General features: G+C 65.0%; 21 protein-coding genes. 7 read left to right on the top strand and 14 right to left on the bottom strand.

Annotated features, from left to right (window positions below; translation table 11 throughout):
- The first annotated feature begins 29 nt into the window (after positions 1–29).
- The 3 genes from U5A58_RS33215 to U5A58_RS33205 are packed head-to-tail and all read left to right on the top strand — an operon-like array spanning position 30 to position 3,148.
- Complete coding sequence (locus tag U5A58_RS33215) at positions 30–1,124, top strand: acyltransferase (protein WP_321964604.1); 1,095 nt, start codon at positions 30–32, stop codon at positions 1,122–1,124.
- A gap of 37 nt (positions 1,125–1,161) precedes the next feature.
- Positions 1,162–2,205 (top strand): GDP-mannose 4,6-dehydratase, encoded by a 1,044-nt coding sequence (gene gmd / locus U5A58_RS33210; RefSeq protein ID WP_321964603.1) that lies wholly within the window; start codon positions 1,162–1,164, stop codon positions 2,203–2,205.
- Positions 2,192–3,148 carry a GDP-mannose 4,6-dehydratase gene (locus U5A58_RS33205; protein ID WP_321964602.1) on the top strand — a complete coding sequence of 319 codons (957 nt, stop codon included), beginning with the start codon at positions 2,192–2,194 and terminating at the stop codon, positions 3,146–3,148. Before gmd ends, U5A58_RS33205 begins: the two co-directional genes overlap by 14 nt.
- 82 nt (positions 3,149–3,230) lie before the next feature.
- Here U5A58_RS33205 and U5A58_RS33200 read toward each other — a convergent pair whose 3' ends face one another.
- The 11 genes from U5A58_RS33200 to U5A58_RS33150 all read right to left on the bottom strand — a co-directional run bounded on the left by U5A58_RS33200 (position 3,231) and on the right by U5A58_RS33150 (position 16,450).
- Positions 3,231–4,388 carry a glycosyltransferase family 4 protein gene (locus tag U5A58_RS33200; protein ID WP_321964601.1) on the bottom strand — a complete coding sequence of 386 codons (1,158 nt, stop codon included), beginning with the start codon at positions 4,386–4,388 and terminating at the stop codon, positions 3,231–3,233.
- A 31-nt stretch (positions 4,389–4,419) separates the two neighbouring features.
- Positions 4,420–5,640 (bottom strand): glycosyltransferase family 4 protein, encoded by a 1,221-nt coding sequence (locus tag U5A58_RS33195; protein WP_321964600.1) that lies wholly within the window; start codon positions 5,638–5,640, stop codon positions 4,420–4,422.
- Positions 5,637–7,130, bottom strand: coding sequence for a glucose-6-phosphate isomerase (locus tag U5A58_RS33190; protein WP_415774332.1), 1,494 nt, complete (start codon positions 7,128–7,130; stop codon positions 5,637–5,639). Before U5A58_RS33190 ends, U5A58_RS33195 begins: the two co-directional genes overlap by 4 nt.
- A 2-nt stretch (positions 7,131–7,132) precedes the next feature.
- Positions 7,133–8,278 carry a glycosyltransferase gene (locus tag U5A58_RS33185; RefSeq protein ID WP_321964599.1) on the bottom strand — a complete coding sequence of 382 codons (1,146 nt, stop codon included), beginning with the start codon at positions 8,276–8,278 and terminating at the stop codon, positions 7,133–7,135.
- Between the two features lie 34 nt (positions 8,279–8,312).
- A complete protein-coding gene (locus tag U5A58_RS33180; protein ID WP_321964598.1) occupies positions 8,313–9,239 on the bottom strand; it encodes a glycosyltransferase family 2 protein in 927 nt (308 codons plus the stop codon).
- A 40-nt stretch (positions 9,240–9,279) separates the two neighbouring features.
- The gene (locus tag U5A58_RS33175; protein ID WP_415774336.1) at positions 9,280–11,526 is read right to left on the bottom strand and encodes a polysaccharide biosynthesis tyrosine autokinase; all 2,247 of its coding nucleotides are present in this window, start codon (positions 11,524–11,526) and stop codon (positions 9,280–9,282) included.
- A gap of 59 nt (positions 11,527–11,585) precedes the next feature.
- A complete protein-coding gene (locus U5A58_RS33170; protein ID WP_321909352.1) occupies positions 11,586–12,761 on the bottom strand; it encodes a polysaccharide biosynthesis/export family protein in 1,176 nt (391 codons plus the stop codon).
- The gene (locus tag U5A58_RS33165) at positions 12,758–13,207 is read right to left on the bottom strand and encodes a low molecular weight phosphotyrosine protein phosphatase (protein ID WP_321909354.1); all 450 of its coding nucleotides are present in this window, start codon (positions 13,205–13,207) and stop codon (positions 12,758–12,760) included. The genes U5A58_RS33170 and U5A58_RS33165 overlap by 4 nt, the downstream gene beginning before the upstream one ends.
- Before the next feature lie 50 nt (positions 13,208–13,257).
- Positions 13,258–14,673 (bottom strand): UDP-glucose/GDP-mannose dehydrogenase family protein, encoded by a 1,416-nt coding sequence (locus U5A58_RS33160; RefSeq protein WP_321964596.1) that lies wholly within the window; start codon positions 14,671–14,673, stop codon positions 13,258–13,260.
- 77 nt (positions 14,674–14,750) lie between these two features.
- Complete coding sequence (locus U5A58_RS33155; protein WP_321933575.1) at positions 14,751–16,130, bottom strand: undecaprenyl-phosphate glucose phosphotransferase; 1,380 nt, start codon at positions 16,128–16,130, stop codon at positions 14,751–14,753.
- A 131-nt stretch (positions 16,131–16,261) separates the two neighbouring features.
- Positions 16,262–16,450, bottom strand: a complete 189-nt coding sequence (locus U5A58_RS33150; RefSeq protein WP_321964595.1) for a hypothetical protein — start codon at positions 16,448–16,450, stop codon at positions 16,262–16,264.
- A 178-nt stretch (positions 16,451–16,628) separates the two neighbouring features.
- Between U5A58_RS33150 and U5A58_RS33145 the strand changes: the two genes are divergently transcribed.
- The gene (locus U5A58_RS33145; RefSeq protein ID WP_321964594.1) at positions 16,629–18,149 is read left to right on the top strand and encodes a mannose-1-phosphate guanylyltransferase/mannose-6-phosphate isomerase; all 1,521 of its coding nucleotides are present in this window, start codon (positions 16,629–16,631) and stop codon (positions 18,147–18,149) included.
- Positions 18,150–18,208: 59 nt separating this feature from the next.
- On the opposite strand, the gene U5A58_RS33140 is transcribed toward U5A58_RS33145, so the two are convergent.
- Positions 18,209–19,459, bottom strand: coding sequence for a transposase (locus tag U5A58_RS33140; protein ID WP_321964593.1), 1,251 nt, complete (start codon positions 19,457–19,459; stop codon positions 18,209–18,211).
- A gap of 710 nt (positions 19,460–20,169) precedes the next feature.
- Here U5A58_RS33140 and U5A58_RS33135 point away from each other — a divergent pair.
- Positions 20,170–20,598 (top strand): DUF2501 domain-containing protein, encoded by a 429-nt coding sequence (locus U5A58_RS33135; RefSeq protein ID WP_321909830.1) that lies wholly within the window; start codon positions 20,170–20,172, stop codon positions 20,596–20,598.
- A gap of 135 nt (positions 20,599–20,733) precedes the next feature.
- Positions 20,734–21,219, top strand: a complete 486-nt coding sequence (locus U5A58_RS33130; RefSeq protein WP_321909365.1) for a hypothetical protein — start codon at positions 20,734–20,736, stop codon at positions 21,217–21,219.
- A gap of 5 nt (positions 21,220–21,224) precedes the next feature.
- Here U5A58_RS33130 and U5A58_RS33125 read toward each other — a convergent pair whose 3' ends face one another.
- Positions 21,225–21,827 (bottom strand): DUF4337 domain-containing protein, encoded by a 603-nt coding sequence (locus U5A58_RS33125; protein WP_321964592.1) that lies wholly within the window; start codon positions 21,825–21,827, stop codon positions 21,225–21,227.
- A gap of 421 nt (positions 21,828–22,248) precedes the next feature.
- Between U5A58_RS33125 and U5A58_RS33120 the strand changes: the two genes are divergently transcribed.
- Positions 22,249–23,460: a helix-turn-helix transcriptional regulator gene (locus tag U5A58_RS33120; protein ID WP_321964591.1), complete on the top strand. Its 1,212-nt coding sequence runs from the start codon at positions 22,249–22,251 to the stop codon at positions 23,458–23,460.
- Between the two features lie 95 nt (positions 23,461–23,555).
- Here the strand turns inward: U5A58_RS33120 and U5A58_RS33115 are convergent.
- On the bottom strand, positions 23,556–24,090 hold a 535-nt coding region (locus tag U5A58_RS33115; protein ID WP_321964590.1), incomplete at its 5' end, for an ABC transporter ATP-binding protein.

Raw genomic sequence — 24,090 nt, 5'->3', positions numbered from 1 at the left:
CGTGCATGCATGAACTCACCGGAGAACCGATGACCGTTAGCCGCCTGGTCCATCAACAAGCCCCCGCCGACCATTCCCACCGCATAGTCCAGCTGGACGGTCTGCGTGCTTTCGCCGTGCTCGCCGTGTTCGCGCAGCACGCGTTGCACGCGCCGCTGTGGATGGGCGTCGACCTGTTCTTCGTGCTGAGCGGCTTTCTGATCACCGGCATCCTGCTCGAGCGCAAGGCGCGCGGGCAATCGTATTTCAGCTACTTCTATGCGCGCCGCTTGCGCCGCATTCTGCCGCCTTACGTGCTGCTGCTCGTGGTGTCGTCGCTGCTGTTCGGCTTCGGCTGGGCGCACTACTGGCCGTGGTATGCGTTCTTCGCCACCAATATCGGCGACGCGCTCGGCCAGAGCGGACACGACAGCCTCAACATTCTCTGGTCGCTCGCCGTAGAAGAGCAGTTCTACATCGTGTGGCCCTTCGTCGTGCTGTTCCTGCCGCAGCGCCTCATGGCGCTCGTGGCCGCCGCGCTCATCCTGCTTGTGCCTGTACTGCGCGCCGTTGCGACGCCGTGGTTCGACACGTACTGGCCGATCTACTATCTCACGCCGTTCCGCATGGACCTGCTGGCCGCCGGCGCGTTGCTCGCCGTGCTCGTGCGCCGCGACCGCAACGCGCTCGAACCCTTCAAGTGGCCCGCCGCCGTGCTGTTCTTTGCGGCGCTCGGCGCGCTGGCCTGGCTGCACCTGCACTACCCGCGCTTTCGCGCGATGAACACGCCGCTCTCGAATGCGACGCTCTATAGCATTTCGCTCGTGCTCTGCACCTCCATCGTCGTGTTCGCGCTGCAGTCGAAAGGCATCGTGCGGCGCCTGCTGTCGAACCCGGTGCTCGTGTATATCGGCACGATCAGCTACACGATCTACCTCATTCACCTTACGATTCTCTATGCCGTGTGGCCGCTTCACTACGGCCGCATCGAGAGCGCCGCGATTGCGCTCGTCCTCACGCTCGCTTATGCGAGTGCGAGCTGGTTCCTCTTCGAGCGCCGCCTCACGCGCGGCCCGCGCCGCCGCTCGGCGGCGAAGCCGGTGGACATCACCGCGCGCGTGCGCCAGTCGAGCACGCAATCGTAATTCCTGAATCCCGTTCGCTATTTCAAGGACACATCACATGAACGAACGTCGCAAAGCGATCATCACCGGTGTTTCCGGCCAGGACGGCGCCTACCTCACGCGCCTTCTGCTCGACAAGGGCTACAACGTCACCGGCACGTATCGCCGCACCAGCTCCGTGAACTTCTGGCGCATGAACGAGCTGGGGATCCTCGACCATCCTTCGCTCGAGCTCGTCGAACACGACCTCACGGATGCGGGCTCGACCCTGCGCCTCGTCGAGCGCGCACAAGCGCAGGAGGTTTACAACCTTGCGGCCCAGAGCTTCGTGGGCGTCTCGTTCGACCAGCCTGCCACGACCGCCGAAGTCACCGGCATTGGCGTGCTGAACATGCTCGAAGCGATTCGCGTGGTGAATCCGAAAGCACGCTTCTATCAGGCTTCGACCTCCGAAATGTTCGGCAAGGTTCAGGCGATCCCGCAATGCGAAGAAACGCCGTTCTATCCGCGCAGCCCCTATGGCGTGGCCAAGCTGTTCGCGCACTGGTCGACCATCAACTATCGCGAGTCTTACGACATCTTCGCGACGAGCGGCATTCTCTTCAATCACGAGTCGCCGCTGCGCGGGCGCGAGTTCGTCACGCGCAAGATCACCGACAGCGTTGCCAAGATCAAGCTCGGCAAGCTCAACATGCTCGAACTCGGCAATCTCGACGCCAAGCGCGACTGGGGCTACGCCTCAGAATACGTCGAAGGCATGTGGCGCATGCTGCAGGCCGATGAACCGGACACCTACGTGCTCGCCACGGGCCGCACCGAAACCGTGCGCGACTTCGTGAAGATGGCGTTCACGGCGGCCGGCATCCAGCTCGAATGGTCGGGCAAGGGCGAGCGCGAAACCGGCATTTGCGTCGCCACGGGCCGCACGCTCGTGCGCGTGAGCCCGCGCTACTACCGCCCGGCCGAAGTCGATCTGCTCATTGGCGACCCGACCAAGGCTCAGCAAAAGCTCGGCTGGCAGCCGCAGACTTCGCTCGAGCAACTCTGCCAGATGATGGTCACGGCCGACCTTGCGCGCAACGAACGCCATGACACATTCTGATCCCGCTAGCCGTCCGCGCGCGCTCATCACGGGCATTGGCGGCTTTACGGGCCGCTATATGGCCGCCCGCCTCGCGGCGGACGGCTACCGTGTCTGGGGCACCGTCCGGGCCGGCGAATCGCTCAGCGCCGAAGCCTTCCCGTTTGGCGCCACGGCGATCGAAGCCGACCTGCTCGAACGCGGTGCCATCGCCCATGCGCTCGAGTCCGCGCGACCGGACGTGGTCGTGCATCTCGCCGCGGTGGCCCACGTGGCCGACAGCGACGTTGCGCGCACGTATCTCGTGAACGTGGTCGGCACGCGCAATCTGCTCGAAGCCCTCGCGCAGCAAGAGCACGTGCCGCGCGCCGTGCTGCTGGCGAGCAGCGCGAACGTCTACGGCAACGCCACGAACGGCGTGATCGACGAGCACGTCGAACCCCAACCCGCCAACGACTACGCAGTCAGCAAGCTTGCGATGGAATACGTCGCGAGGCGTTTTCAGGCGCAATTGCCGATCATCATCGCGCGCCCGTTCAACTACACAGGCGTTGGCCAGTCGCCGGACTTCCTGATCCCGAAGATCGTCGAGCACTATGCGCGCGGCGAAAAGCAGATTTCGCTTGGCAACCTTCACGTGGCCCGCGACTTCTCCGATGTGCGCGACGTCGTGAACGCCTATGCGCGGCTTGTCGAAGTCGCGCCGCGCGGCGTCACTGTCAACGTCTGCTCGGGCAGTGGTCAAACGCTTGGCGCGCTGCTCGGCATGCTTGCGCGCATTGCCGGCTACGAGATCGAGGTGCATGTCGATCCGCGTTTCGTGCGCGCCAACGAGGTGCGCCAGTTGATCGGGTCTAACGCGAAGCTTCGCTCGATCGTCGGCGACAGCTCGCGCAAGCACCTAGAAGACACGCTGCGCTGGATGTACGACGAAGCCCGCGAACGCGTGCTCGAAACGCAATAGCGCGCCCTGCGCGCTTTCTCTCGTCTACACATCAACCGCCGCTCTCCCGAGCGGCGGTTTTCTTTTGGTCTAACGGCCCGCTTCAGTGGGTAGCAATCGCTTCCGCATAAACACCGGCCACGCGCTTCGCGATCACGGCGTTGTCGAAGTGCTCGCGCGCATACGCCTTGCATGCCGCTTCATCCGGCAGCTTGATGCGCCCAGAAAGCGCGCCGTCGATGCCGTCGGCAATCGCGTTCGCACCCGTGGCCGGCAGCACGAGGTCCTGTGAGAGCCCTGCCACCGCTTCCGGCAAACCGCCCACTGGCGTCACCAGAACCGGCGTGCCAGCGGAAAGCGATTCCACCGTAATCAGGCCGAAGCCCTCCAGCGCGACCGTCGGCACCACGCTCAGCGTTGCGGCGCGATAGAGCGACGGCAGGTGCGCGTCAGGCACGAAACCGAGCAGCTTCACGTTATCGACCAGACCCGCTTCGTCGATGCGCTGCTGCAGTTCGGACTCCAGACGGCCGCGCCCTGCGATCAGCAGGAGCACGTCCGGATGACGCTGCTTCACCATCTTGATCGCATCGATCAGGTCTTCCAGACCCATGCGGCGCACGAGGCGGCGCACAGCCAGGATGATCGGGCGGCCCTGCGGCAGCTGGAGCCTCAGGCGCGCCTCGGCGGACGAGCACGCCGGGTCGAAATGCGCCGTATCCACGCAGCCCGGCACGATGCGCACGCGCTCGGGCGAAATGCCGTAGCGACGCGTGAGAATATCGCCAAACGCCTTCGAAAGCACGATGAGCCGCGACGAGCGCTCATACACCGACTGCTCCAGCGAGTGCTTGATGCGCTGGCTCAGCGTGGCCGCGCCTTCCACGAAGCTTTCGTCGGCCCACGGTCCCTGGAAATGCGAAACCTGCGGAATGCCGCGCGTGACGTCGAGTCCGGGGAAGGTGTACAGCGCGAAGTGCGAGGAAATCACGTCGGGACGGTGGCGGCGAATCTCGCGGCGCAATGCGCGGCGCGCGTCCATCAGGCGAAACGGCAGCGAGCGCGAAGCGGAGCCGAAGCCCTGGATCGCACCGCCGCTGTCCTGGGCCACCTTGGGCGAGCCGGCCACGACGCCGCGCACGCGCACGCCCGCACCGGGCAGCGCGCCCACCAGCGAGTAGTACATGCGGTCGAGCCCGCCTGCGCGCTCGGGAAACCAGTGCATGCCGATTTGCAGCGATTGAATGGATTGTGTGGTCATCGCGTGTCCTTGTTCTGCACGTATGCGGTTATCAGGGGGTTTCTGCGCGCTGGAGCGGTTGACCGCCCGGCAGCGTCGCAGCAGCGAACTCGGGTTCTTCGCGGTGCACGGCCTCGCTTGCGTCGCCGGCTAGTTGCCGGTAGAGCGAGATGTATTGCGCAGCCATACGCGCCCAGCCGAATTGCGTGGCGAGTTCGGCCGCGGCCGCGCCCATTGCGAGGCGGCGCGGTGTGTCGGTGGCGAGCGTTTTCACGGCATTGGCGAGCGCGGGCACGTCGTCGGGATCGTCGAGCACGATGCCGCACTCCGGCGTGATGATTTCCGCGCCGCCCGCCGTGCGCGCCGTCACGACGGGCAAACCCGCCGCCATCGCTTCGAGCAGCGACAGGCTCATTGCTTCGTAGCGCGAAGGAAATACGTAGGTATCGACGGAGCGCATGAGCGTGGGCATCTCGCGCACAAGGCCGAGAAAATGCACGCGAGACTCGATGCCAAGCTCGCGCGCGAGATCGGGATACGGGCTGCCCGGCAGGTAGCCGGCCACGGCCAGATGCACGTTGCCGGGCATCTGCTTGAGCGCGTGCAGCACCGTGCCGAGGTTCTTGCGCGGCGTGCGCAGATCGCCCACGAAAAGCAGCAGGAACGCATCGGCGGGCAGCGAGAACTTCGCGCGGTCGGCGCTCGCGGCCGAAAAGCCGCGCGTGTCCACGCCGTTGTAAATGACGTCGAGCCGCTCCACGGGGTGGCCGCCCGACGCGCGGATTTCGTCCGCGACCTTGCGCGAGACTGCGGCGATCACGCGCGAGCGCCGGTACGCCCAGCGCTCCAGCACCGCATTGGCACGCGTGTACACGAACTGGTAAGCGGACCACACGCCGCGCGTGAGACCGAACGGGTAGTACTTGCTGCGCGCCCAGCCGCCGTGCACGAAGTGCGCGGTGTTGACGTCGGCGTGCGCCCAGGTGATGAAGCCGTTCACATGGAGCACGTCGTATGCGCGCCGGTTGCGGCGCAGCCACAGTGCGCTCTTCAGCGCGAACACCTGCTGGCGCAGCAGGTTGGTGGGCCATGCGCGCGATGGTTGCACGTTCACCCACTTCACCTTCGGGTGGGCAAGCAGTTCGGGCGCGACATGCGAGGCGACCAGCGTCACCTCGAACCCCTCGTCGAGCGCGGCGCGCGCGATTTCATGATTGACGCGGCCCTGGCCGTCATTGTGGCGCACGACATGCGTGACGATTGCGACTCTCAATCGGAGACCTCCGTGGTGCGGACATTGGCCTGGCGTTGAAGCTTCGTCCAATGTCCCGCGCTGAGAATGGAAAACACGCTCGAAAAGAGCAGCAGGCCGCCGGTGCCCACGAGCGAGTTGGTGAAGACGAGCATGGCGAAGATCGAGATCGCGAGGCTCAGGCACGCGCAAACGTAGCGGTCCTCCTGCAGGCGAAACGACACGCGCACCGCGCGCACGAGCAGCCACATCACACCCGACATATAGAGCAGCGTGCCGGGCCAGCCGAGCACGAACGGAATGTTCATCACGCCGCTGTCGAAGCTGCCGTACTGGCCGAGCTGGCCGTTGTTGCTTGAGAGCTTCGTCGATGCGCCGGTGGCGCCGAGGCCCTCGCCCGTCACGTCGGTGAAGGCTTTCTTTGCGAAGTCGGCATAGAACTGGTTACGCGCCTCGTAGCTCTGGTCGTCCTTCAGATTCACGAGCGTATTCAGGCGCTGCTGCATGCGGTCCGCCACCGGACCGAACGTGAGCAGCGGCACGCATACGCCCGCCAGCACGACCGCGCTCACGATGATGCGAATACGCACCTTGTTGCTCGACTTCATCAACTGGATGACCATGGCGATCGCCCAGCCGCCCCAGGTGGAGCGCACGAGCGAGAGCGCGAACGAGAAGAAGCCGAACGCCGCTGCGACCCAGCGCACGCGATGCTTCGCGGCCATCACGAACACCATCGCGCCCATCATCGCGAATGCGAACGGGCCCGACGAATTCATCGTGCTGAACACGCGCACGCCGAGCGGCACGGGGTCGCCCTGCGAGTTCATGTCCGAGCCGATCATCCACATGGCGTCCCACGGCGGCATGATGAAGAACTGCACGAGACCATACGCGCCCATCACGAGCATGCCGTAGATGAAGGTGTTGATGATGGTCTTGCTGCATTCGGGGTACTGGCGCGTGAGCACCATGATGTGAAAGCCGATCAGGAACGGATAGATCCAGTTCGCGAGGTCATAGACGGCCGCCGCCGGGCCGCTGCCCACTACGCCCACCGCGAACCCATAGCCGATGCCGAGCAGCGCGAGCAGGAGCGGCAGGCCGCGCCGCTGCCCGAGGATCGGGTAGTAGCGCAGCAGCGAAATGCCGCTGATCATCGTCACGGCGAGCGGGGCGACCTGAATAAGACTCGTGGGCGTGAAGCCGCCCTTGCCGTAGTCGGCCAGACGCCGCACTTCCGGGCTCAGGAACCACAGCCACCACATGAAACCGATATAGCGCACCGGGTTCACGAAGTAGAGCCAGAAGCCCACCGCGATCGAAAGCACGGGGAACGCGAGCGTGAGCACGGTGCCCTGGTGCGCGCCGATCAGCAGCACTGTGAACACCCACAAGGCGAGCGGCGGCAGCGTATCGCGGCCCATCAGGCTGCGCAGCCCCCCACGGCGGGCGCGTTGCGGGCTCGAAGGCTGCGGCGCCGGTGCAGGGATAGCGGTCGTGACATCCATGATCACATCCCGCGCGCAGCGACGCCCCGGCCCTGGGGTTCGCCCGCAATCGAGCCGCCATTGAGCGCGTCGCGCTCGAGCAGCATCTCGCGCGTGAGCTGCGCGTGCTGGCGCGCGAAGTGCTGCGTCGTGAGATCGCGCGTACGCAGCTGCTCGCCGGCCTCGCGCGCCTGTTCGAGCGCGCGCGCCGGATCGGCCACGAGCGCATTCGCGGCGTCGCGCAACTGCTGGGCGTTGAACGGTTCGACATACGACGCGGCCTTGTCGTCGAAGTAGTCTTCGAGCGCGCCGACCTTCGTTGCGATCATCGGCTTGCCGAGCGCCGCAGCTTCGAGCATCACCGTGATGCCCGAAGCGTGCGTGTTGGGACGAAGCGGCACGACAATGATGTCCGCCCAGTCATAGAGCGCATGCTGCTGCTTGATGCCGGAAACGCGCACGATTTCGACGTTGTCCGCGCGCGCCGATGCCGGCATGCGCCGCCGCGTGGCGATCCGCACCTGGTAGCGCGAATCGTTGCCGAGCGCGCTCACGAGCGTGGTCCAGTCGCGGTCGCGGTCGTTGCCGATCGCGGCCACGCGCACCGGCGTATGCGGTTTCCATTCCGAAGGCGGACGCAGCGGAAAGTCGTTCGTGTTCAGCCCATAGAGCACGTGGCGCGCCTCGCGCCCGAAATACTCGCCGCACAGCGCAGCGTTCTCGCTCGCGAGCGTGGTGAGCAGATCGGCCCGCTTGAGCAGCCGCTTGTACATCGCGCGGCGCAGCGCGCCATAGCCCGGCCAGCGGTCGAGCAGCCACACGCTTTGGGCGAGCAGCAGCGGGCGCGCGCCGCCCTTCTTCGCGTTCATCAGCAGCACCAGCGCCACGGCCAGATGCTCCTGCTCGGTATGCGTCCAGATCACATCGGACTGCAGAATGGCGCGGCGATTGCGCCATGCGTGAATGAAGTCGAAACCGAACGCCGCCTTCAGGCCGCGCCGCACGAAGCGCATGGGCGTGCTCTCGCTCGCGTCCTGCGCGTAATTAAGCGCGAATTCCGCAGATTCCGCGTGATGGTAGCCATACAGGCTGCCGATATTCTCGCCCTTGCGATAGCGGCGCGGATCGGCGCCATAGAAAAGGTGGACGTGGACTTGCGTACCGCTCATTCGGGGTCCTCCGTATAGTCGTTGGCCGCGCCGCTCAAACGAGCGCGCGGCGCGCCTCTCGTGCGCCGCCGCGCACCGCGCGCCAGCGTGCGAACGCCGCACCCGCGGAATCGCCGCGCACGGCGCTCAGGCCCGTGTGCACGAGGCCCGGATACACGCGCGTGCCGACGAGCGCATACCACCACCAGGCGGTTTCGCGGCGCAGCGGCGTGAGATGGCCGAGCAGGATCAGATGCAGGTTGTAAGCGGCGTTGCGGATCGAGGCGAGCGTCTGCGCGTTGCGCGGGTCTTCGCCCGGGCGCGGCGCGGGGTAATGGTCCACGGCCACGAGCGGGTCGTACACGAGCTTCCAGCCCGCGCGCTTCACGCTCATGCTGAACGCCATGTCGTTATGCGTTTGCGCGCCGGTGCCGCGCAGGCGCCGGTCGAAACGCCGGTCGCCGATTGCCGCGCGGCGATAGCTCATGTTCGCGCCCTTGAGCAGATCCACTTCACGCGCGCCGCCCGCACCCAGATGATGGTTGCCGACGATGCGGCCCGAGCGCTGCAGCTTGCCCACGAGCGTGCGCTCGCCGTCGATCATGCGGCCGCCTTCGTGCACCCAGTCGCGGCCGCCGAGCGCGCCGAGCTTCGGGTCGGACTCGAAGGCCGCGGCAATGCGCGCGACCCAGTCGGCGCGCGGCGCGGCATCGTCGTCGGTGATGGCGATCACGTCGCCCGTCGCGGCCTCGATGCCGCGGTTGAGCGCCGCCACCTGCCCCGGCTCCTTGACAATGGCCACTTCCACGTTCAGCACGCGGGGCGTGACGTGTTCGGCGAGGCACGCGTGCGTGGCCTCGTCGTCGGCGCGGGCCACCACCACGATTTCGTCGGGCGCGCGCTGCTGGCGCAGGAGCGCCGAAAGACAGCGCGACAGATCGTCAGGACGCCGATACGTCGGCACGAGCACGGTCACTTTCATCGCGTGTTCTCCTTTGCTGTGCTGGATAAGTGGGTAGACGTCATGCGCTCAGGTACTCGCGCACGTTCGCATAGCCGTAGCCATAGTTGCCGCGCGTGCGTGCCGGCACGCCGTTGAATACACCGCCCTGCACGCGCACGCCGGCATTGCGCAGACGCTTGAGCGCCTCGGCGATTTCGCCTTCGGTGTGCAGGCCCGAGCGCAACACGAGGAACGTCGAGCCGGCATGTCCGCCGATGATGGCGGCGTCGGTCACGGCGAGCACCGGCGGCGTATCGATGAGCAGCACGTCGTAGCGGTTCGAAAGGCCTTCGAGGTACTGGCCAAGACGCGGCGACATCAACAGCTCGGAAGGGTTGGGCGGACGACGGCCGCACGAGATGAAGTGCAGGTTGTCCACTTCGGTCGCGCGAATCGCCTCGTCCAGCGCAATCTGCCCCGAAAGCAGCTCGGAGAAGCCGTTTTCCTGCGGGCCGCCCAGATGGCGTTCGAGCGCGCCACGGCGCATGTCGCCGTCGATCATCAGCACGCGCTTGCCCGAATGCGCGAGCAGCACGGCGAGGTTCGCGGTCAGGAAGCTCTTGCCGACGCCGGGCACCGAACCCGTCAGCATGACCACGCGATTGCGCGCATCCATCACGCTGAACTGCAGCGAGGTGCGCAGGCTACGCAGGCTTTCGACCGTGAGGTCCTTGGGGCGCGCGTTGGCGAGCACTTCGCGCAGGCGCGAGCCGCCACGCACCGGGCCGCGCTTTTCGAGCGCCAGCTGCTCCGGCGAAAGCGGCACGAGGCCGTACACGGGCAGCTGGAACGAGCGCTCGATCTGGTCCGGATCGACAATGCCCTTGAACATGTTGCGGCGCATGAGCACGAAGCCCGTGCCGAGAATGATGCCGAGCAGCGACGCCGCCGAAACGATCAGCAGTTTCTTGGGCTTCGAGGGGCTGCCGGGGCGCAACGCCGGATCGATGATATGCACGTTGCCGCCCGTGCCCACGCGCTGCACCGAAAGCTCCTGAATGCGGTTGAGCAGCAGCACGTAGATGTCCTCTGCCACCTTCGCGTCACGCTGCAGTTGCACGGCCTTCACTTCCGTGGCCGGCAGGTCGCGGAACTTCGTGTCGTACTTCGCGCGCTCGCCCTGCAGTTGCGCGAGCTGCTGGCGTGCCGCGATCAGCACCGGGTGCTGGTCGCCAAATCGCTGCTGAAGCGAGGCAATCTGCAGTTGCAGCGCCGAAATCTGCTGCTCGTATTGCACGCTGCCGTCGAGATAGATCTTCGCTTCGTCGCTCGCGTTGATCGAACCCGACTTGCTCTGGTACGCCGTGAGCGCCGCTTCGGCGTTTTCGAGGTCCCCCTTCAGGCGCGGCTGTTCGCTGCGCAGGAAGTCGAGCATCTTGCTTGCGTCGGCTTGCTTGGTCGCCACATGCTCGCGCAGGTACGACTGCGCCACCGCGTTGGCAATCGTGGCCGCGTGCTCGGGGTCGTTGTCTTCGAGCGAGATGTCGATCACGCCCGTTTGCTTGCCCTGCTCCTGCACCTGGATGGCGTTCTGGAAGCCGCTGATCGCGTCGAGGTCGTTCAGCCGCACGACCTTGAAGCGCGTGCCCGGACGCGCCACGAGCTTGCTCACGAGCAGCTTCACGCCGCCGCCCTGTTCGACCTGGCCAACGGTGCCTTCGAGCAGGCGCGCGCCGTCCGGCGTCGAGATCACATAGCGGTCGTTGTCCAGCGCGGTGAGCGTGAGCTTCTTGCCTTCGAGCCCGGGCGTGACTTCGACCGAGTCGATATTGATGACCTCGCCGCCCCACGCATAGCTGCCGAGCCAGTTGCTGAGCCCGAACCACGGACGCGCGGGCGTGCCCGGCGTCGCGAGGCGTGCGGAAAGGCTGCCGATCAAGGGCAGCATGACCGGCGTGACGGTGGTGTTCAGCTTGAACTGCTTGACCACCGGCTCGACCACGCTGCGGCTCTTGATCATCTGGATCTCGGCGTCGGTGGGCAAACTGCCCGCCGACGATCCGGAGCTGATGTTCGCGCCCGTTTGCGTTTGCGTGAGGGCCTGCGACGTGGAGTCGGATTGCTCCACGCGAACCTGGGTGTCGGCCGTATAGACCGGCTTGGCGATGAAGCAATAAAACACGGCCATGGCGATCACCGCCGCCGCGATCGCGATGAGCCAGCCGATGTCGTCGATGATGACGCGCAGCAACTGGCCGAGGACGACGTCCTCTTCCTCGGTGCGGGCCGCCGGGGCGGCCTGGCTATTGGCTTGTATGGTCACGATTCAATCCCGTTGTTTAGGTGTTGCTCCTGCGTCTTCCCTGCAAGCGCGTGGATGCGCGCTTACTTCGCGATCTGCTTCAGATAGAAGACGGTCTGGATGGTCGGCAGCACCTGCTGCAACACACGGTTGAAGGTCGTCGAAGCGGCCGTGCCCACGTACACCACATCCAGCGGCTTGAGCTGGAATTGCGACGAAAGCATGATCGCGTCGGGCTTGGTCATGTCGAGACGGTAGATCTCGGGCTGCGTCGGGTTGTCCTTCATGCCGCGCATCACGAAGATCTGGCGCGGGTTCGCGTCGGTATCGAGAATGCCGCCCGCCTGGGTGAGCGCATCGGCGATCGTCAGATTGCCGCGGATCAGGCTCGTCTGCGTCGGCGTCTTCACTTCACCCATCACGAATATTCTGCTATCCGAACGATCCGGAATATTGATGACGTCGCCGTCCTGCAGCATCACGTCCTGAGTCGTGTCGCCGCCGTCGAGCATACGGTTCGCATCGAGCGTGTACAGCTTGCCGCCGCGCGTGAGGCGCACGCGGTTGATGTCGGCGCTGTCGGTCGTGCCGCCCGAGCGCGTAATGGCGTCGACGAGCGTGAGCGGCACGTCGCTCATGGAAAGTGGGCCGGGCGTCTTCACGTCGCCCGTGACCTGCACCTTCTGGCTGCGATAGGCGAGCACGCGCACGTCCACCTGCGGGTTCTTCACGTAGGGCCCGAGTCCTGCCGCGAGCTGCTCACGCAACTGCGAGGGCGTCTTGCCCGCCGCCATCACGCGGCCCACGAACGGAAAGAAGATCGTGCCGTCCTTCGACACGGTCTGTCCGTAGGGGTCGGACTGCCCCGAGAGCGCATTGGTATAGGGCTGCGTGAGCGCCTGACCCACGGTCTGCGTGGTGTTGCCGCCCGTGGAGAACGTCGAGCCCTGCGGCGTCGAAAGCTCGGGGTGATCGAACACGGTCACACCGAGAATGTCCTGCGGCGCGATGTGATAGACGTAGTCGGCAGCGCTTGCGAACTTCGAGGGCGGCAGCGGCGCTTTCGGCGCGGTGGCCGCCGCCTGCGCCTGCTGCAGCACGACTTGCTGCGTAATGAGCTGCACGTTGAACTGCTGCTGCGGCTGGTTGTTCGGCGCTTCTTTCAGGCTCGACGTGTCGAGATAGTTGCCGGGCGCCGTTGCGCACGCGGAAACGAAGACGCTCAACGCGACCACCGCCGTCAGTTTCAGTTTTGTCATTGGCATATTCGGCTCAACCATCCCTTAACCATACGATCCATCAATTCAAGACTCTTGCGATACGCGGACTCGTGGAGCCCATGCGGATCGCTGACATCAGAGTTTTCCCAGTTACCGAGCGCGTACACCTTGCCGCGCGCGGTGGGTTCAATGCGCTCGACCGCGGCGACCTGACGGCGCTCGGTCACGAGCACGAGGTCGGCCGACCGCACGAGGCGGCTCGTGAGGCGGCGCGACTGATGCTCGCCCACCTTCATGCCGCGCTCGGCAAGGAGCCACTGCATCACGGGGTCCATGTCGTCGCCGTCGCGCGCACGCAGGCCTGCCGATTGAAACGATTCCGCCCCTGAGCCTTGCTGTTCGCGCAGACGCTCGCGAAAGAGCTGCTCAGCAGCCGGTGAGCGGCAGACGTTGGCGTGGCAAACGATGAGCACGTTCTTGATCATGGTCGCGTGACTCCCTTCCTTGACATGCGCGATGCGTAGCCCGGCAGCGCTCAGGCCAGCGCCTGCGTGGCGGCGGTTTCGGCGCGCGCGCGGCTTGCCTGCGTCGCACTCGCGCGGCCCACGGCGTGGTACTCGATGCCGAGTTCCTGCAGCGCGGACGGCTCGTAGAGATTGCGGCCGTCGAACACGATCGGCATCTTCAACTGCTGCTTGAGCGTTTCGAAATCGGGCGCCTTGAAGACCTTCCATTCCGTTGCGATCACAACGGCGTCCGCTTCGCCCGCGGCCTCCATCGCGTCGGTCACGAACGACAGCCGCGTCTGATGTTCCGGCGCGTGCGCGAGATCGAGCGCGAGAACACGCTTCGCCTCTGCGGTCGCAACCGGGTCGTAAGCCTTGACCGTGGCGCCGCGCGCGAGCAGTTCGGCGATGAGCGTGCGGCTCGGCGCCTCGCGCATGTCGTCGGTGTTCGGCTTGAACGCGAGACCCCAGACGCCGAACGTGCGGCCCGTGAGGTCGGAGCCGAAGCGCGTGACGATCTTCTGTGCGAGCACCTGCTTCTGCGCTTCATTGACGGACTCCACGGCGCGCAGGATCTGCAGCGGCTCGCCGAAATCCTCGGCGGTGCGCATGAGCGCCTTCACGTCTTTAGGGAAGCACGAGCCGCCGTAGCCGCAACCCGCATAGAGGAAGTCGTAACCGATGCGCGGGTCCGAGCCCACGCCGCGGCGCACGGCCTCGATATCGGCGCCCACGCGGTCGGCCAGGTTCGCGAGTTCGTTCATGAACGAGATACGCGTGGCGAGCATGGCGTTGGCCGCGTACTTGGTGAATTCAGCCGAGTGCACGTCCATGTAGAGCGTGCGCTCGTGATTGCGGTTGAACGGCGCGTAAAGCCGCTTCATGACCTCTTTCGCGCGCTCGCCGGGCACGTCGTCGTTGCAGCCGAGCACGATGCGGTCCGGCCGCGCGAAGTCCTCGACGGCCGCGCCTTCCTTCAGGAACTCGGGGTTCGAGACCACCGAGAACATGTGGCTTTCGCCGCGCTTGCGCAGCTCGGAAGCGATCGCGTCGTGCACGAGCGCGGCCGTACCCACCGGCACCGTGGACTTGTCCACCACCACCTTGAAGCCGGTCATGTGACGGCCGATATTGCGCGCGGCCGCCAGCACGTATTGCAGATCGGCCGAGCCGTCTTCGTCGGGCGGCGTGCCCACGGCGACGAACTGCACGTCGCCGTGCGCGACCGCGGCTTGCACGTCGGTCGAGAACTTGAGCCGGCGCGCGCGCACATTGCGCTCGATGATTTCCTTCAGACCCGGCTCGTGAATCGGCACGACGCCCTGGTTGAGCAGGTCGATCTTGCGCTGGTCCACGTCGAGACAGAACACGTCGTTGCCGATGTCGGCAAGACAAGCGCCCGTCACGAGACCCACATAACCGCTGCCAATGATCGTCAGATTCATGCCCACCTCAAAAGTGATTGGTTCTTCCTGTCATGCGAACCGTTGCGCACACGAGCCGTGCGCGCACTCGCTTCGCCTCAATATGCGTTCTGGCCTGCGAAACCCTTCCACATGGTCATCGCCACGATGCGCAGGTCGAGCGCGAAGCTCCAGTGCTGCATGTAGTGCAGATCGAAGCGCACGCGGTCGCGCATCTTTTCCACGCGATCGGTTTCGCCGCGAAAGCCGTTGACCTGCGCCCAGCCGGTAATGCCGGGCTTGATGCGGTAGCGCGCCATGTAGCCGCGCACGAGGTCCTTGTAGATGTCGTCGTGCGCGAGCGCGTGCGGGCGCGGCCCCACCACCGACATCTCGCCCTTGAGCACGTTGATGAATTGCGGCAGCTCGTCGAGGCTCGTGCGGCGCAGGAACGCGCCCACGCGCGTCACGCGCGGATCGTTGCGGCGCGCTTGCGTGATCTGGCCGGCGACTTCCGCGTGGACTTTCATCGAGCGGAACTTGTAGATTTCGAACTCGTTGCCATCCAGCCCCTTGCGGCGCTGTTTGAAAAACACCGGGCCCTTCGACGTGAGCTTCACGGCGAACGAAATCGCGGCGAGCAGCGGCGCGAGCGCGACCAGCACGCCGCCCGCGAACACGATGTCGAACACGCGCTTGGGCAGCACGCTCAGGTCCGTGACCGGCGAGGCCGCGAGATTGATGGCCGGCACGCCGAGCAGGTCGACCACAGGCTGGCTGAAGAACGAGAGGCTGCGCACGTCCGGAATGAAGCGGATGTTCACGAAGTCGTTGCGCAAGGCCGTGACGATGCGATGGATCGTGCGCTCCTTGGTAATCGGCAACGCGAGCCACAGTTCGCGCACTTCGTTCTCGCGCACGAACGCGAGCAACGCCTGGAGGTTGCGCTCCACAGGCACGCCGTCAATCGCAGCGGCGCCGTCCGCGTCGCTGTCCTCGTCGAACACGATCGCGGGATGAAAGCCCGCTTCCGGGTGAAAGCGCATGTGCTCGATCAGGAAACGCCCGTTGCGCGGGCCGCCCACCACGGCCACGGCCTTCTGGTTGTAGCCCTCGCGGCGAATGCCACGCAGCACCATGTGCACGAGCGCCTTCGAGACGATCAGCAACGCCACCGAGGCGACGACCCAGTACGCGAGCCACAGGCGCGAGAGCGAATCGGCGCGGTGCAGGCTGAAGCTCAGCAGGATGCCCGTGCCCTCCACGGCGAGCCAGGCCGCGCACACGCGGGCAAAGAGCGCGTACAGCGACTTGCCGCGCCACGACTTGTAGATGCCGAATGCCGGGAACATCCAGATCGCGAGCACGCAGTTGAACGCGAGCGCCACGCTTTCCGCGTCGGTGAGCGGCACGAGCTGGCCACGATGCAAGGCGGCCGCGAGCAACGCTCCAGCAGCAATGGCGGCAACGTCGAATATTCTGGCTAGAACGCTGAGCATGTCCGGCACCTCGGGTTAAAAAAATGAATCGCGGCCACGCACTGCACATCGTGGCCGTTCTCTTCAAAAGTTTCTGGGACTGCGCCACCGTGAGAAACGCTTGGCGACGCTAATTCTGATCCGAATAAACCCTAATAAGGCGCGATAAAAATTCCGCCCGCAAGCCTCAAAAGTATCTCTAATTGTTTCGTCGCTTTCGGGTCAATTTTTTGCGAATTTTGTCGGCAAAGATTGCCGGAATCCGCCTCCGCATTGACCCATAGCCCTGATCGTTCCGGCAGATTTTTCCTGTCACGGTGTGAAATTTCGGGTTTCGACAAGAAATTTCATAGGCATACAGCCGATTTTTTATTGAATTTTTTATCGATATTTAGATGCATCGCTTATGCGATTTAAATTTAATTCCAATATTTTCCGTTTTCTTCTTTACGACTCGATTTATGACGATTTTAAGCATGCTACAAATCGCATCACCGATACCTTTTACAGGAGAGCGAGATGACGGATACGGGTTCCGCTACGGCATCGGCAAAAGCGTCCCAGACGCGTGCCGAAACGCGCAGCGCATTGCAGGTATGCCCTGTCGTGCTTGCGGGCGGCGCGGGCTCGCGACTGTGGCCACTGTCGCGCGAGCAATATCCGAAGCAGATGATCAACCTCGTGGGCGAGCAGTCGCTGCTTGCCAACACCGCGGGCCGCCTCGATGCGCTCGCCGAGCGCGTGACGCTCGCAGAGGAACTGCTGATCGTCTGCAACGAAGAACATCGATTCACCACCGCCGACCAGGTTCGCGCGACAGGCAAGCGCGCGCGTCTGATCCTCGAGCCGGTGGGCCGCGATACGGCTCCCGCACTCACGATCGCCGCCATGTCGGTCGTCGCCTCGCACGAGGACGGCATTCTCGTGGTGATGCCGGCCGACCATGCGCTTGCCGACCTCGAAGCGTTCCAGAACGCGGTGGCCGAAGGCGTGCGTCATGCGGCGAACGGGCAGATCGTAACGATGGGCATCGTGCCCACGCATCCCGAAGTGGGCTACGGCTACATTCACGTGGGCGAGCCGCTCGCGAGCACCGAGCCGGGCGGCGCACGGCGTCTGAACGGCTTCGTCGAAAAGCCCTATTTCGAGCTGGCGCAGCAATACGTCGCTTCGCAGCGCTACTGGTGGAACAGCGGCATTTTCATCGTGCGTGCATCGACCTGGCTCAAGGCGATTCGCCATTTCCATCCGGCTATCTACGCCGCATGCGCACAATCGATCGAGCACGGCAAGGCGGACGGCGACTTCTTCCGCGTGGATAGCGAAGCGTTCGCACGTTCGCCTTCGAACTCGATCGACTACGCCGTGATGGAGCCGCTCGCCGGCGACCCGTCGATCGCAAGCGGCGTAGTCGTGCCGCTCACGGCCGGCTGGACCGACCTCGGCTCATGGGACACCGTCTGGCAAGTTTCGCCGAAGGACGACGAAGGCAACGTCGCGCAAGGCCGCGTGATGTTCGAAGGCGCAACCGACACCTTCGCGCATGCGGACGGTCGGCTCGTGGCCTGCCTCGGCACGAAGGACCTCGTGATCGTGGAGACGCCCGACGCTCTCCTCGTTGCCGACCGCTCGCGCGCCCAGGACGTCAAGAAGATCGTGCAACGCCTGAAGCAGGAACGCCGCACGGAAGCCGTGGCGCACCGCCTCGTGCATCGTCCGTGGGGCCACTACGACAGCGTGGACAGCGGCGAGCGCTTCCAGGTCAAGCGAATCGTGGTCGAGCCGGGCGCACGCCTCTCGCTGCAGATGCATCACCACCGCGCCGAGCATTGGGTCGTCGTACGCGGCACGGCGCTCGTCACGCGCGGGGAAGAACGCTTCATCGTTTCGGAAAACGAGTCAGCGTATATCCCGCTGGGCGTGTCGCATCGACTGGAAAATCCGGGCAAGATGCCGCTCGAGATCATCGAGGTGCAGTCGGGCTCGTATCTCGGCGAGGACGATATCGTGCGTCTGGACGATCAGTACGGCAGGCAGTGAAGAAAGCAGTAGAGGCCATGCAGGAAGGCTGCGCGCACCGCGCGCGCGGCCTCGCAAGATCAACGCGAGAGCGTGCGGTAGCGCGTTCCGGTGGTGCCGGCAGTGCGGCGCTCGGCGGTGCCGGACGACGCCGTATTGGCTTCGTGAGACTCGCCGCCGGCAAGCAGTGCGCCTTTGGCGGTGTAACGCTGGACCGGCGGTTGCAGCGGCGTGAGCCGCACGCTGCCCGGCACGGCCGGAGGCAACGCGCGTGCGGCGGCGGCATTCGACGGGTCACCACGCGTCACGCTCGTGCTCTGAACGCCCGCGTGCGGCGCGGCGTTCGCCGACGTGGTTCGCGAGCCGCTCTGTGCCGCGCCCGTCGAGGCGGCATGCCTCGCGAGATGCGAGCCCGGCCACGACACGCCGGACTCGGACTCGGACTCGGCCGAGCCTTCGCGATCGAGCCATTCACGCGCCCAGTCGAAAGCGAAATTGCGCGCGGATTCGCGATCCTGGAACGGCGGCCCAATCAGGCCCGAGCGCTCGATGCGCTTGCCATCCTTGAGGATCTCCACGGCCCCGCGAAACATGCGGTTGCGCACGGGCTGCACGGTCAGGCTCATCGTATAGCCGCGCCATTCCGCGACCTGCACCACGCCGCCCGCCGGGTGTGCGACCCGATGCGACGCGTCGCGCGGCATTGCGCGAGTCGCAGCAGGCTTGTTCACGCGCGAAGGCGAGAACGGTGCGAATGCGGATTCGCTTTGCGAACGCGTCGCACTCGCAACAGCCGCGGCCGTCGTTGCCGTCGTTGCGTTGGACACGACAGGCGCGTCGATCGAAACGGGCAACGCCGGCTCACCGCCAGCGAGCTGACGCATCATGCTTTCCATGGGATCGGCCAGCGGCGCGTCGGCGAGCGCGGCGGGCGCCTGCCAGGCTTCAGGGCTCTTCCAGAACACGGCCGGCTGACCGTCGTCCTCGGCGACTTCCTCGACTGCAACTGCAACGGGTTGCGCATCGGCCTGCACCGGCTGGGGCACATAAACGAACTTGCGGCCGCGTTGCGAGAGCAACTCGACCAGTTCGATCAACGTGCCGCTGCCGTGCCATTCCTCGAAACGACGGCGGCAGGTGGGCCCGGACGGATAACGCGCGGGCAGGCGCGACCACGACTCACCGGTGGTGAGAATCCAGAGGACGGCATTGGCCACGACGCGCGGCTCGGCGCGAGGGCGGCCGCGCCGGTTGAGTCTAATAGGAGGTTCATCTGACACGAGCGAGGACACCTGCATCCACTCGTCGTCGCTCAGTTCTTCGAAATTCATGCTGTTCTCCACGCAGCCGGACCGGGGCTGCATTGACGGAGCACTGGCTCGCGGATCTTGCTGCCCGCGTTGGCTAGCTCGGTTGCACCATATGCTTATATGACGTGTTCATTTGCGTCGCTGCGCGCACTCTGGCAGTGCGTTCTTTCACTGTATTGACGCAATAAACGTGGTCTCACTCGTGCAAGGGAGAATTTGTGCAGGAAGCATACCACCTGAAACCAGCCGATGAGGAGGACCGTAATAAGTGTTACGGTTAGAAACAATCTCCCGCTTGAATCGTCGGGAATATTGCCAGAAAAGGCCTGTAAACGTGGTGTTTTACAGCGTCGATACAGTTGTAACAAGCGCATTCGTTGCGTAGCCCGCGCGTGGTCCGCGTCGTGCGCAATTCCAAACGCATGCATACCACTTGAGACACACCCCCCTCTTTGCACACCCCGGTTCGCTCCTGCATCGCCATCGTTGTGCCCGCAACAAATGACATGCCGATGAAATCATCGGATGCAACACAAAACGGTCACGGCGAGATGCGGCGACCGTACTTTGCACAGGTTGCACCCCCACCGGCCGAACGCCCGTGCGGCGTCACGTAGCGAAGCCGCGCAAACGAATCCGTCTATAGTAAGAGCGCACTGAACCACCACGGAGATTCGTGTATGCAAACCTCTGTCCCGGGCGTCGCCACGCCGCGCATTGCCACGGCGCTGATGGCCACCCTGACTCTGGCGCTGCTCGCCCCCTGGGGCGGCGCACAGGCGCAACTCGGCAACCTGCTCAACCAGGGCGGCAGCGGCGGCTCGGCACAGGGCGCGCTCGGCAATCTGGGCGGACTCGGCAGTTCGCTTTCCGCGTCCTCGCTCACCTCGAGCAGTCTCGGCAATGTCACCGGCGTGCTGCAGTACTGCATCAAGAACAATTACCTGAACGCCGACGCCGCGAGCAACGTGAAGGACTCGCTGCTGAGCAAACTGCCCGGCGGCGCGAACACCACAGACAGCGGCTATACGCAGGGCACGAGCGGCATCCTCACGGCCGGCAATGGGCAGAAGCTCGACCTCACGGGTAGCGGCCTCAAGGAGCAGGCCACGAAGCAGGTCTGCGACAAGATCCTGAGCCAGGCGAAATCCATGCTGTAACGGCCGCGATCGCGCATGCGGATGTGTGCGGGCGCACGCCCCGCGCAATTTATGTGCCGTAAGCTTTGAACACGAACGAAGTCCGGGTGTCGAATAGAGTCAACCGGACTTCTCCCGGCATTGCTGCTCGTAGCCATGACCAAGCGCCAAACTTCCGTGATATTCGCGTTCCCGGCGATTACGCTGCGGGCCGCGCTTAGCGGCCTTGCCGCTTTTGCCGCCCTGCTGGCGCCGCTGGTCGCGCATGCGCAAACCAGCACACGCGACCAGCAGTTCGACTGCAAGTCCGATCCCCACACGTTCATTTCGTCGCTTATCGACGACAAATCCATCGAACCCGAGCCGACGCGCGTCGAAGCGAATTCGGTCAACGCGTTCAGCCCCGTGCGCGGCACCCGCCTGAGCGCGTTCGGCTTTCCCATTTACGTGGTACTCGGCTACGACCGCGACGACACGCTCTTCAAGCGAGGCGCGGGCAAGGAGATCGCCTCGCCGCTTTATGGCGTCGTCGTGTCCGCGCCCGCGGAGAAGGTGCGCTCGCGCGTGCGCGAAGCCAACAGCGACGCCACGGTGCAATCGGTCGTGCCGTTGCTGCTCACGGCGATCGTGTGCGGCGGGTGAAAAACTCAGCCGCCGAAGAACGCCAATGCGCCCAGGCCCACGCCAACGACGGCCACGCCCACCGACGTATTGAGCAGCCAGCGGCGCCGCGTAAGCAGCGTGATGGCCGTGAGCGCGATCGAGATCTGGATGAGCGTCGTGGCCTGCGCCCAGCGATGATGGCCGTGCAGCACCTGCTCGCTTAGCGCATCGTCCTGCTCGACGATCTTTTCGAGCGCCTCCGCCTTCGCGCGGATCGGCTCCTTCTGCTGGCGATAGCGGTCGGCGTCGGCGGCAAAGCGCTTTTGCGCGGCGTCCGAATTCGGCGCAAGCGCAGAGAGTTGCGCGCCCAGTTCCGCCAGATTCTGCTTCTCGCCCTTCGCCTGATAGTAGGCCCATTGATTCGCGGCTTCGGTCTTGCGAATCGCCGCTTCGTTCTTGTAATAGAGCGCCTGGTTCTCGCTGTTGCCGCTCTGGTAGGCAAAGATCGCCCCAATGGAAGCGAGGATCGCCGTCATCACTGCCATGCGGCCCGGGAACGGGTCGCCCTCGCCGTGCCCGCCATGGCCCGTCGCGGCGTGTTCGACCGCGTGGTCGTGCGGCCCATGCACTTCGTACTCTTCAGACATCCAAAGACTCTCCGCTTGATCTGACTTTCACCAATTCGTCGCCCTGTCGCCCTTCGCTCCGGCGGCTCGCGCGACAGCGCGCGCCGCCTTTCCCCCGTGCAGCGCGCCCGATATGGGACGCTCAATTATCGTGAGCGCAGCGCGCTTGTCCAGTACCCGGAATGCATTGGATGTAACGAAACCCGAAATGTCTTCTGACGAAAGCGAAACGTAGGCTTTATCGTCTATTCATTCAGAATAGGCACCCCGGGATGCTGCAGCGCATCCCCTCCCGCCTGCCGTTTGCAAACGTGAATTGACGCCTCAGTTTGCCCCTTCGCGCCGCCGGCGTCGTTGCAGTGCCACATGGCCCTATATGCAACGTCGCAACGCATGCCTTGAGGCCTTCTGCCGTGAATAAATTCCAGCCTGGGAGACCGCCATGGGGCCTACAACGGCCGCGCACGCTACGGCTATCGATACCGTTGCACACAGTGCGCGCGTGAGGCTTTCCGGGCCGGACGAAACGGGCGGCCTGATCGACGCGATCTACGACGCCGGTTTCGACGCACAACGCTGGCCGGATGTGTGTGCGCGCATTGCCCAGCGCATCGGCGCGCAACACGTGAATCTCACCATGCTGCCGCCTGAAAGCACGTTCTCGCTCGCCGAGTGGGACGGCATCGACGCTTCGTTTGCCCACTCGTATGCGCAGTACTACGGCGGCTTCGATCCGATCGTGCCGCAGGCGCGCCGCTGGGCCGCCGGCACACTCGTCACCGACACGATGATCCACCCGCAGGGGAGTCTGGAACGCAGCGCTTTCGTGCAGGAGTGGGTGCGCCCGCAGCGCTTCTACACGGTGGCCTTCGCGAACGTGCTGCGCGAAGGCGACATGGCCGCCGTGCTCGGCGCACTGCGCCACGAAAAGCGCTTCTATAGCGAAGACGAACTGGACGCCCTGCGCGAGCTGCTGCCGCATCTGCGCAATGCGTTGCGCGTGCAGCGGCACACCGCACGCACCGTCGCCTCGTACGACAAAAGCGGCTATGCGCCCGCAGACGCGCTCGACGCGCTCGCACACGGCGTCCTGATCGTCGATGCCGATGCGCACATCGTGTTCGCGAATCGCGCTGCCACCGCGCAGCTCGCACGCGCAAACGGGCTGCGCACCGAACACGCCGCACTCAGCGCCGCCACGGCCGCCGCCACGCAGCAGTTGCACGCGCTGATCGCGCGCGCAGCCGGACGCGACGCACGGGACCGCACGGGCGGCGCGATGCTGATCGCCCGCCAGCCGCCCGACGAGCCGCTCCAGGCGCTCATTTCGCCGCTGGGCGCGCACCGGCGCGCCGACTGCTGCGCGCAAGCCGCGCGCGCCGGCACGGCCATGCTGATCGTGATCGATCCGCAGTCGTCGCGGCGCGGCGTGGAAACGCGTCTCGTCGCGCTGTTCGGCCTCACGCCTGCCGAAGCGCGCGTGGCCTGCGAAGTCGGCAAGGGCCTCAACACGAAAGACGTGGCCGAGGCGCTGGAGGTTCTGCCCTCCACCGTGCGCACGCATCTGCATCACGTGTTCGCGAAAACGACCACGCGCCGCCAGGCCGAGCTGATGCGGCTGATCGCGCAGCTTGCGATTGCGCGCGGCGATTGAAGCATGTTCCGGGTGCCATAAAAGAAACGGCCCGCGCAACCCACGTTCGATGAACGCGGATTGCGCGGGCCGCAGCGCGACACGACCTCAGACGATCAACCGCCCAGATACGCGCGCTTGATATTGTCGTTGGCGAGCAAGTTATCGGCGCTATCGGCGAGCACCACGCGCCCGGTCTCCAGCACATAGCCGCGGTCGGCCACATGCAGCGCCTTGTTCGCGTTCTGCTCGACGAGGAACACCGTCACGCCTTCCTCGCGAATCGTGCGGATGATGTCGAAGATCTGCGCGATCACGAGCGGCGCGAGGCCGAGCGTGGGTTCGTCGAGCAGCAGCAAGCGCGGACGGCTCATGAGCGCGCGGCCGATGGCGAGCATCTGCTGCTCGCCGCCCGACATCGTGCCCGCACGCTGCTTCGCACGCTGGTTCAAACGCGGAAACAGCTTGAACACGTGCTCAATGCCCGCATCGATCTCGTGCTGCGAGGCGAAGAAACCGCCCATCTGCAGGTTTTCGAGCACCGTAAGGCTCGGGAACACGCGGCGCCCTTCCGGCGAAATCGCCATGCCCTTGCGCATGATGTCGTGCGTGGGCATGCGCGTGATGTCCTCGCCCTCGAACGTCACCTTC

Source organism: Paraburkholderia sp. J7, assembly GCF_905220155.1.
In the GTDB taxonomy this organism is placed as follows: domain Bacteria; phylum Pseudomonadota; class Gammaproteobacteria; order Burkholderiales; family Burkholderiaceae; genus Paraburkholderia.
This window is presented reverse-complemented; position numbering and strand designations above follow the sequence as displayed.

Excerpts from the sequence above, each read along its gene's own strand:
- U5A58_RS33215 (WP_321964604.1), top strand. The coding sequence starts at position 30 with ATGACCGTTAGCCGCCTGGTCCATCAACAAGCCCCCGCCGACCATTCC.
- gmd (WP_321964603.1), top strand. The coding sequence starts at position 1,162 with ATGAACGAACGTCGCAAAGCGATCATCACCGGTGTTTCCGGCCAGGAC.
- U5A58_RS33205 (WP_321964602.1), top strand. The coding sequence starts at position 2,192 with ATGACACATTCTGATCCCGCTAGCCGTCCGCGCGCGCTCATCACGGGC.
- U5A58_RS33200 (WP_321964601.1), bottom strand. The coding sequence starts at position 4,388 with ATGACCACACAATCCATTCAATCGCTGCAAATCGGCATGCACTGGTTT.
- U5A58_RS33190 (WP_415774332.1), bottom strand. The coding sequence starts at position 7,130 with ATGGATGTCACGACCGCTATCCCTGCACCGGCGCCGCAGCCTTCGAGC.
- U5A58_RS33185 (WP_321964599.1), bottom strand. The coding sequence starts at position 8,278 with ATGAGCGGTACGCAAGTCCACGTCCACCTTTTCTATGGCGCCGATCCG.
- U5A58_RS33180 (WP_321964598.1), bottom strand. The coding sequence starts at position 9,239 with ATGAAAGTGACCGTGCTCGTGCCGACGTATCGGCGTCCTGACGATCTG.
- U5A58_RS33170 (WP_321909352.1), bottom strand. The coding sequence starts at position 12,761 with ATGACAAAACTGAAACTGACGGCGGTGGTCGCGTTGAGCGTCTTCGTT.
- U5A58_RS33165 (WP_321909354.1), bottom strand. The coding sequence starts at position 13,207 with ATGATCAAGAACGTGCTCATCGTTTGCCACGCCAACGTCTGCCGCTCA.
- U5A58_RS33160 (WP_321964596.1), bottom strand. The coding sequence starts at position 14,673 with ATGAATCTGACGATCATTGGCAGCGGTTATGTGGGTCTCGTGACGGGC.
- U5A58_RS33155 (WP_321933575.1), bottom strand. The coding sequence starts at position 16,130 with ATGCTCAGCGTTCTAGCCAGAATATTCGACGTTGCCGCCATTGCTGCT.
- U5A58_RS33145 (WP_321964594.1), top strand. The coding sequence starts at position 16,629 with ATGACGGATACGGGTTCCGCTACGGCATCGGCAAAAGCGTCCCAGACG.
- U5A58_RS33140 (WP_321964593.1), bottom strand. The coding sequence starts at position 19,459 with ATGAATTTCGAAGAACTGAGCGACGACGAGTGGATGCAGGTGTCCTCG.
- U5A58_RS33135 (WP_321909830.1), top strand. The coding sequence starts at position 20,170 with ATGGCCACCCTGACTCTGGCGCTGCTCGCCCCCTGGGGCGGCGCACAG.
- U5A58_RS33130 (WP_321909365.1), top strand. The coding sequence starts at position 20,734 with ATGACCAAGCGCCAAACTTCCGTGATATTCGCGTTCCCGGCGATTACG.
- U5A58_RS33125 (WP_321964592.1), bottom strand. The coding sequence starts at position 21,827 with ATGTCTGAAGAGTACGAAGTGCATGGGCCGCACGACCACGCGGTCGAA.
- U5A58_RS33120 (WP_321964591.1), top strand. The coding sequence starts at position 22,249 with ATGGGGCCTACAACGGCCGCGCACGCTACGGCTATCGATACCGTTGCA.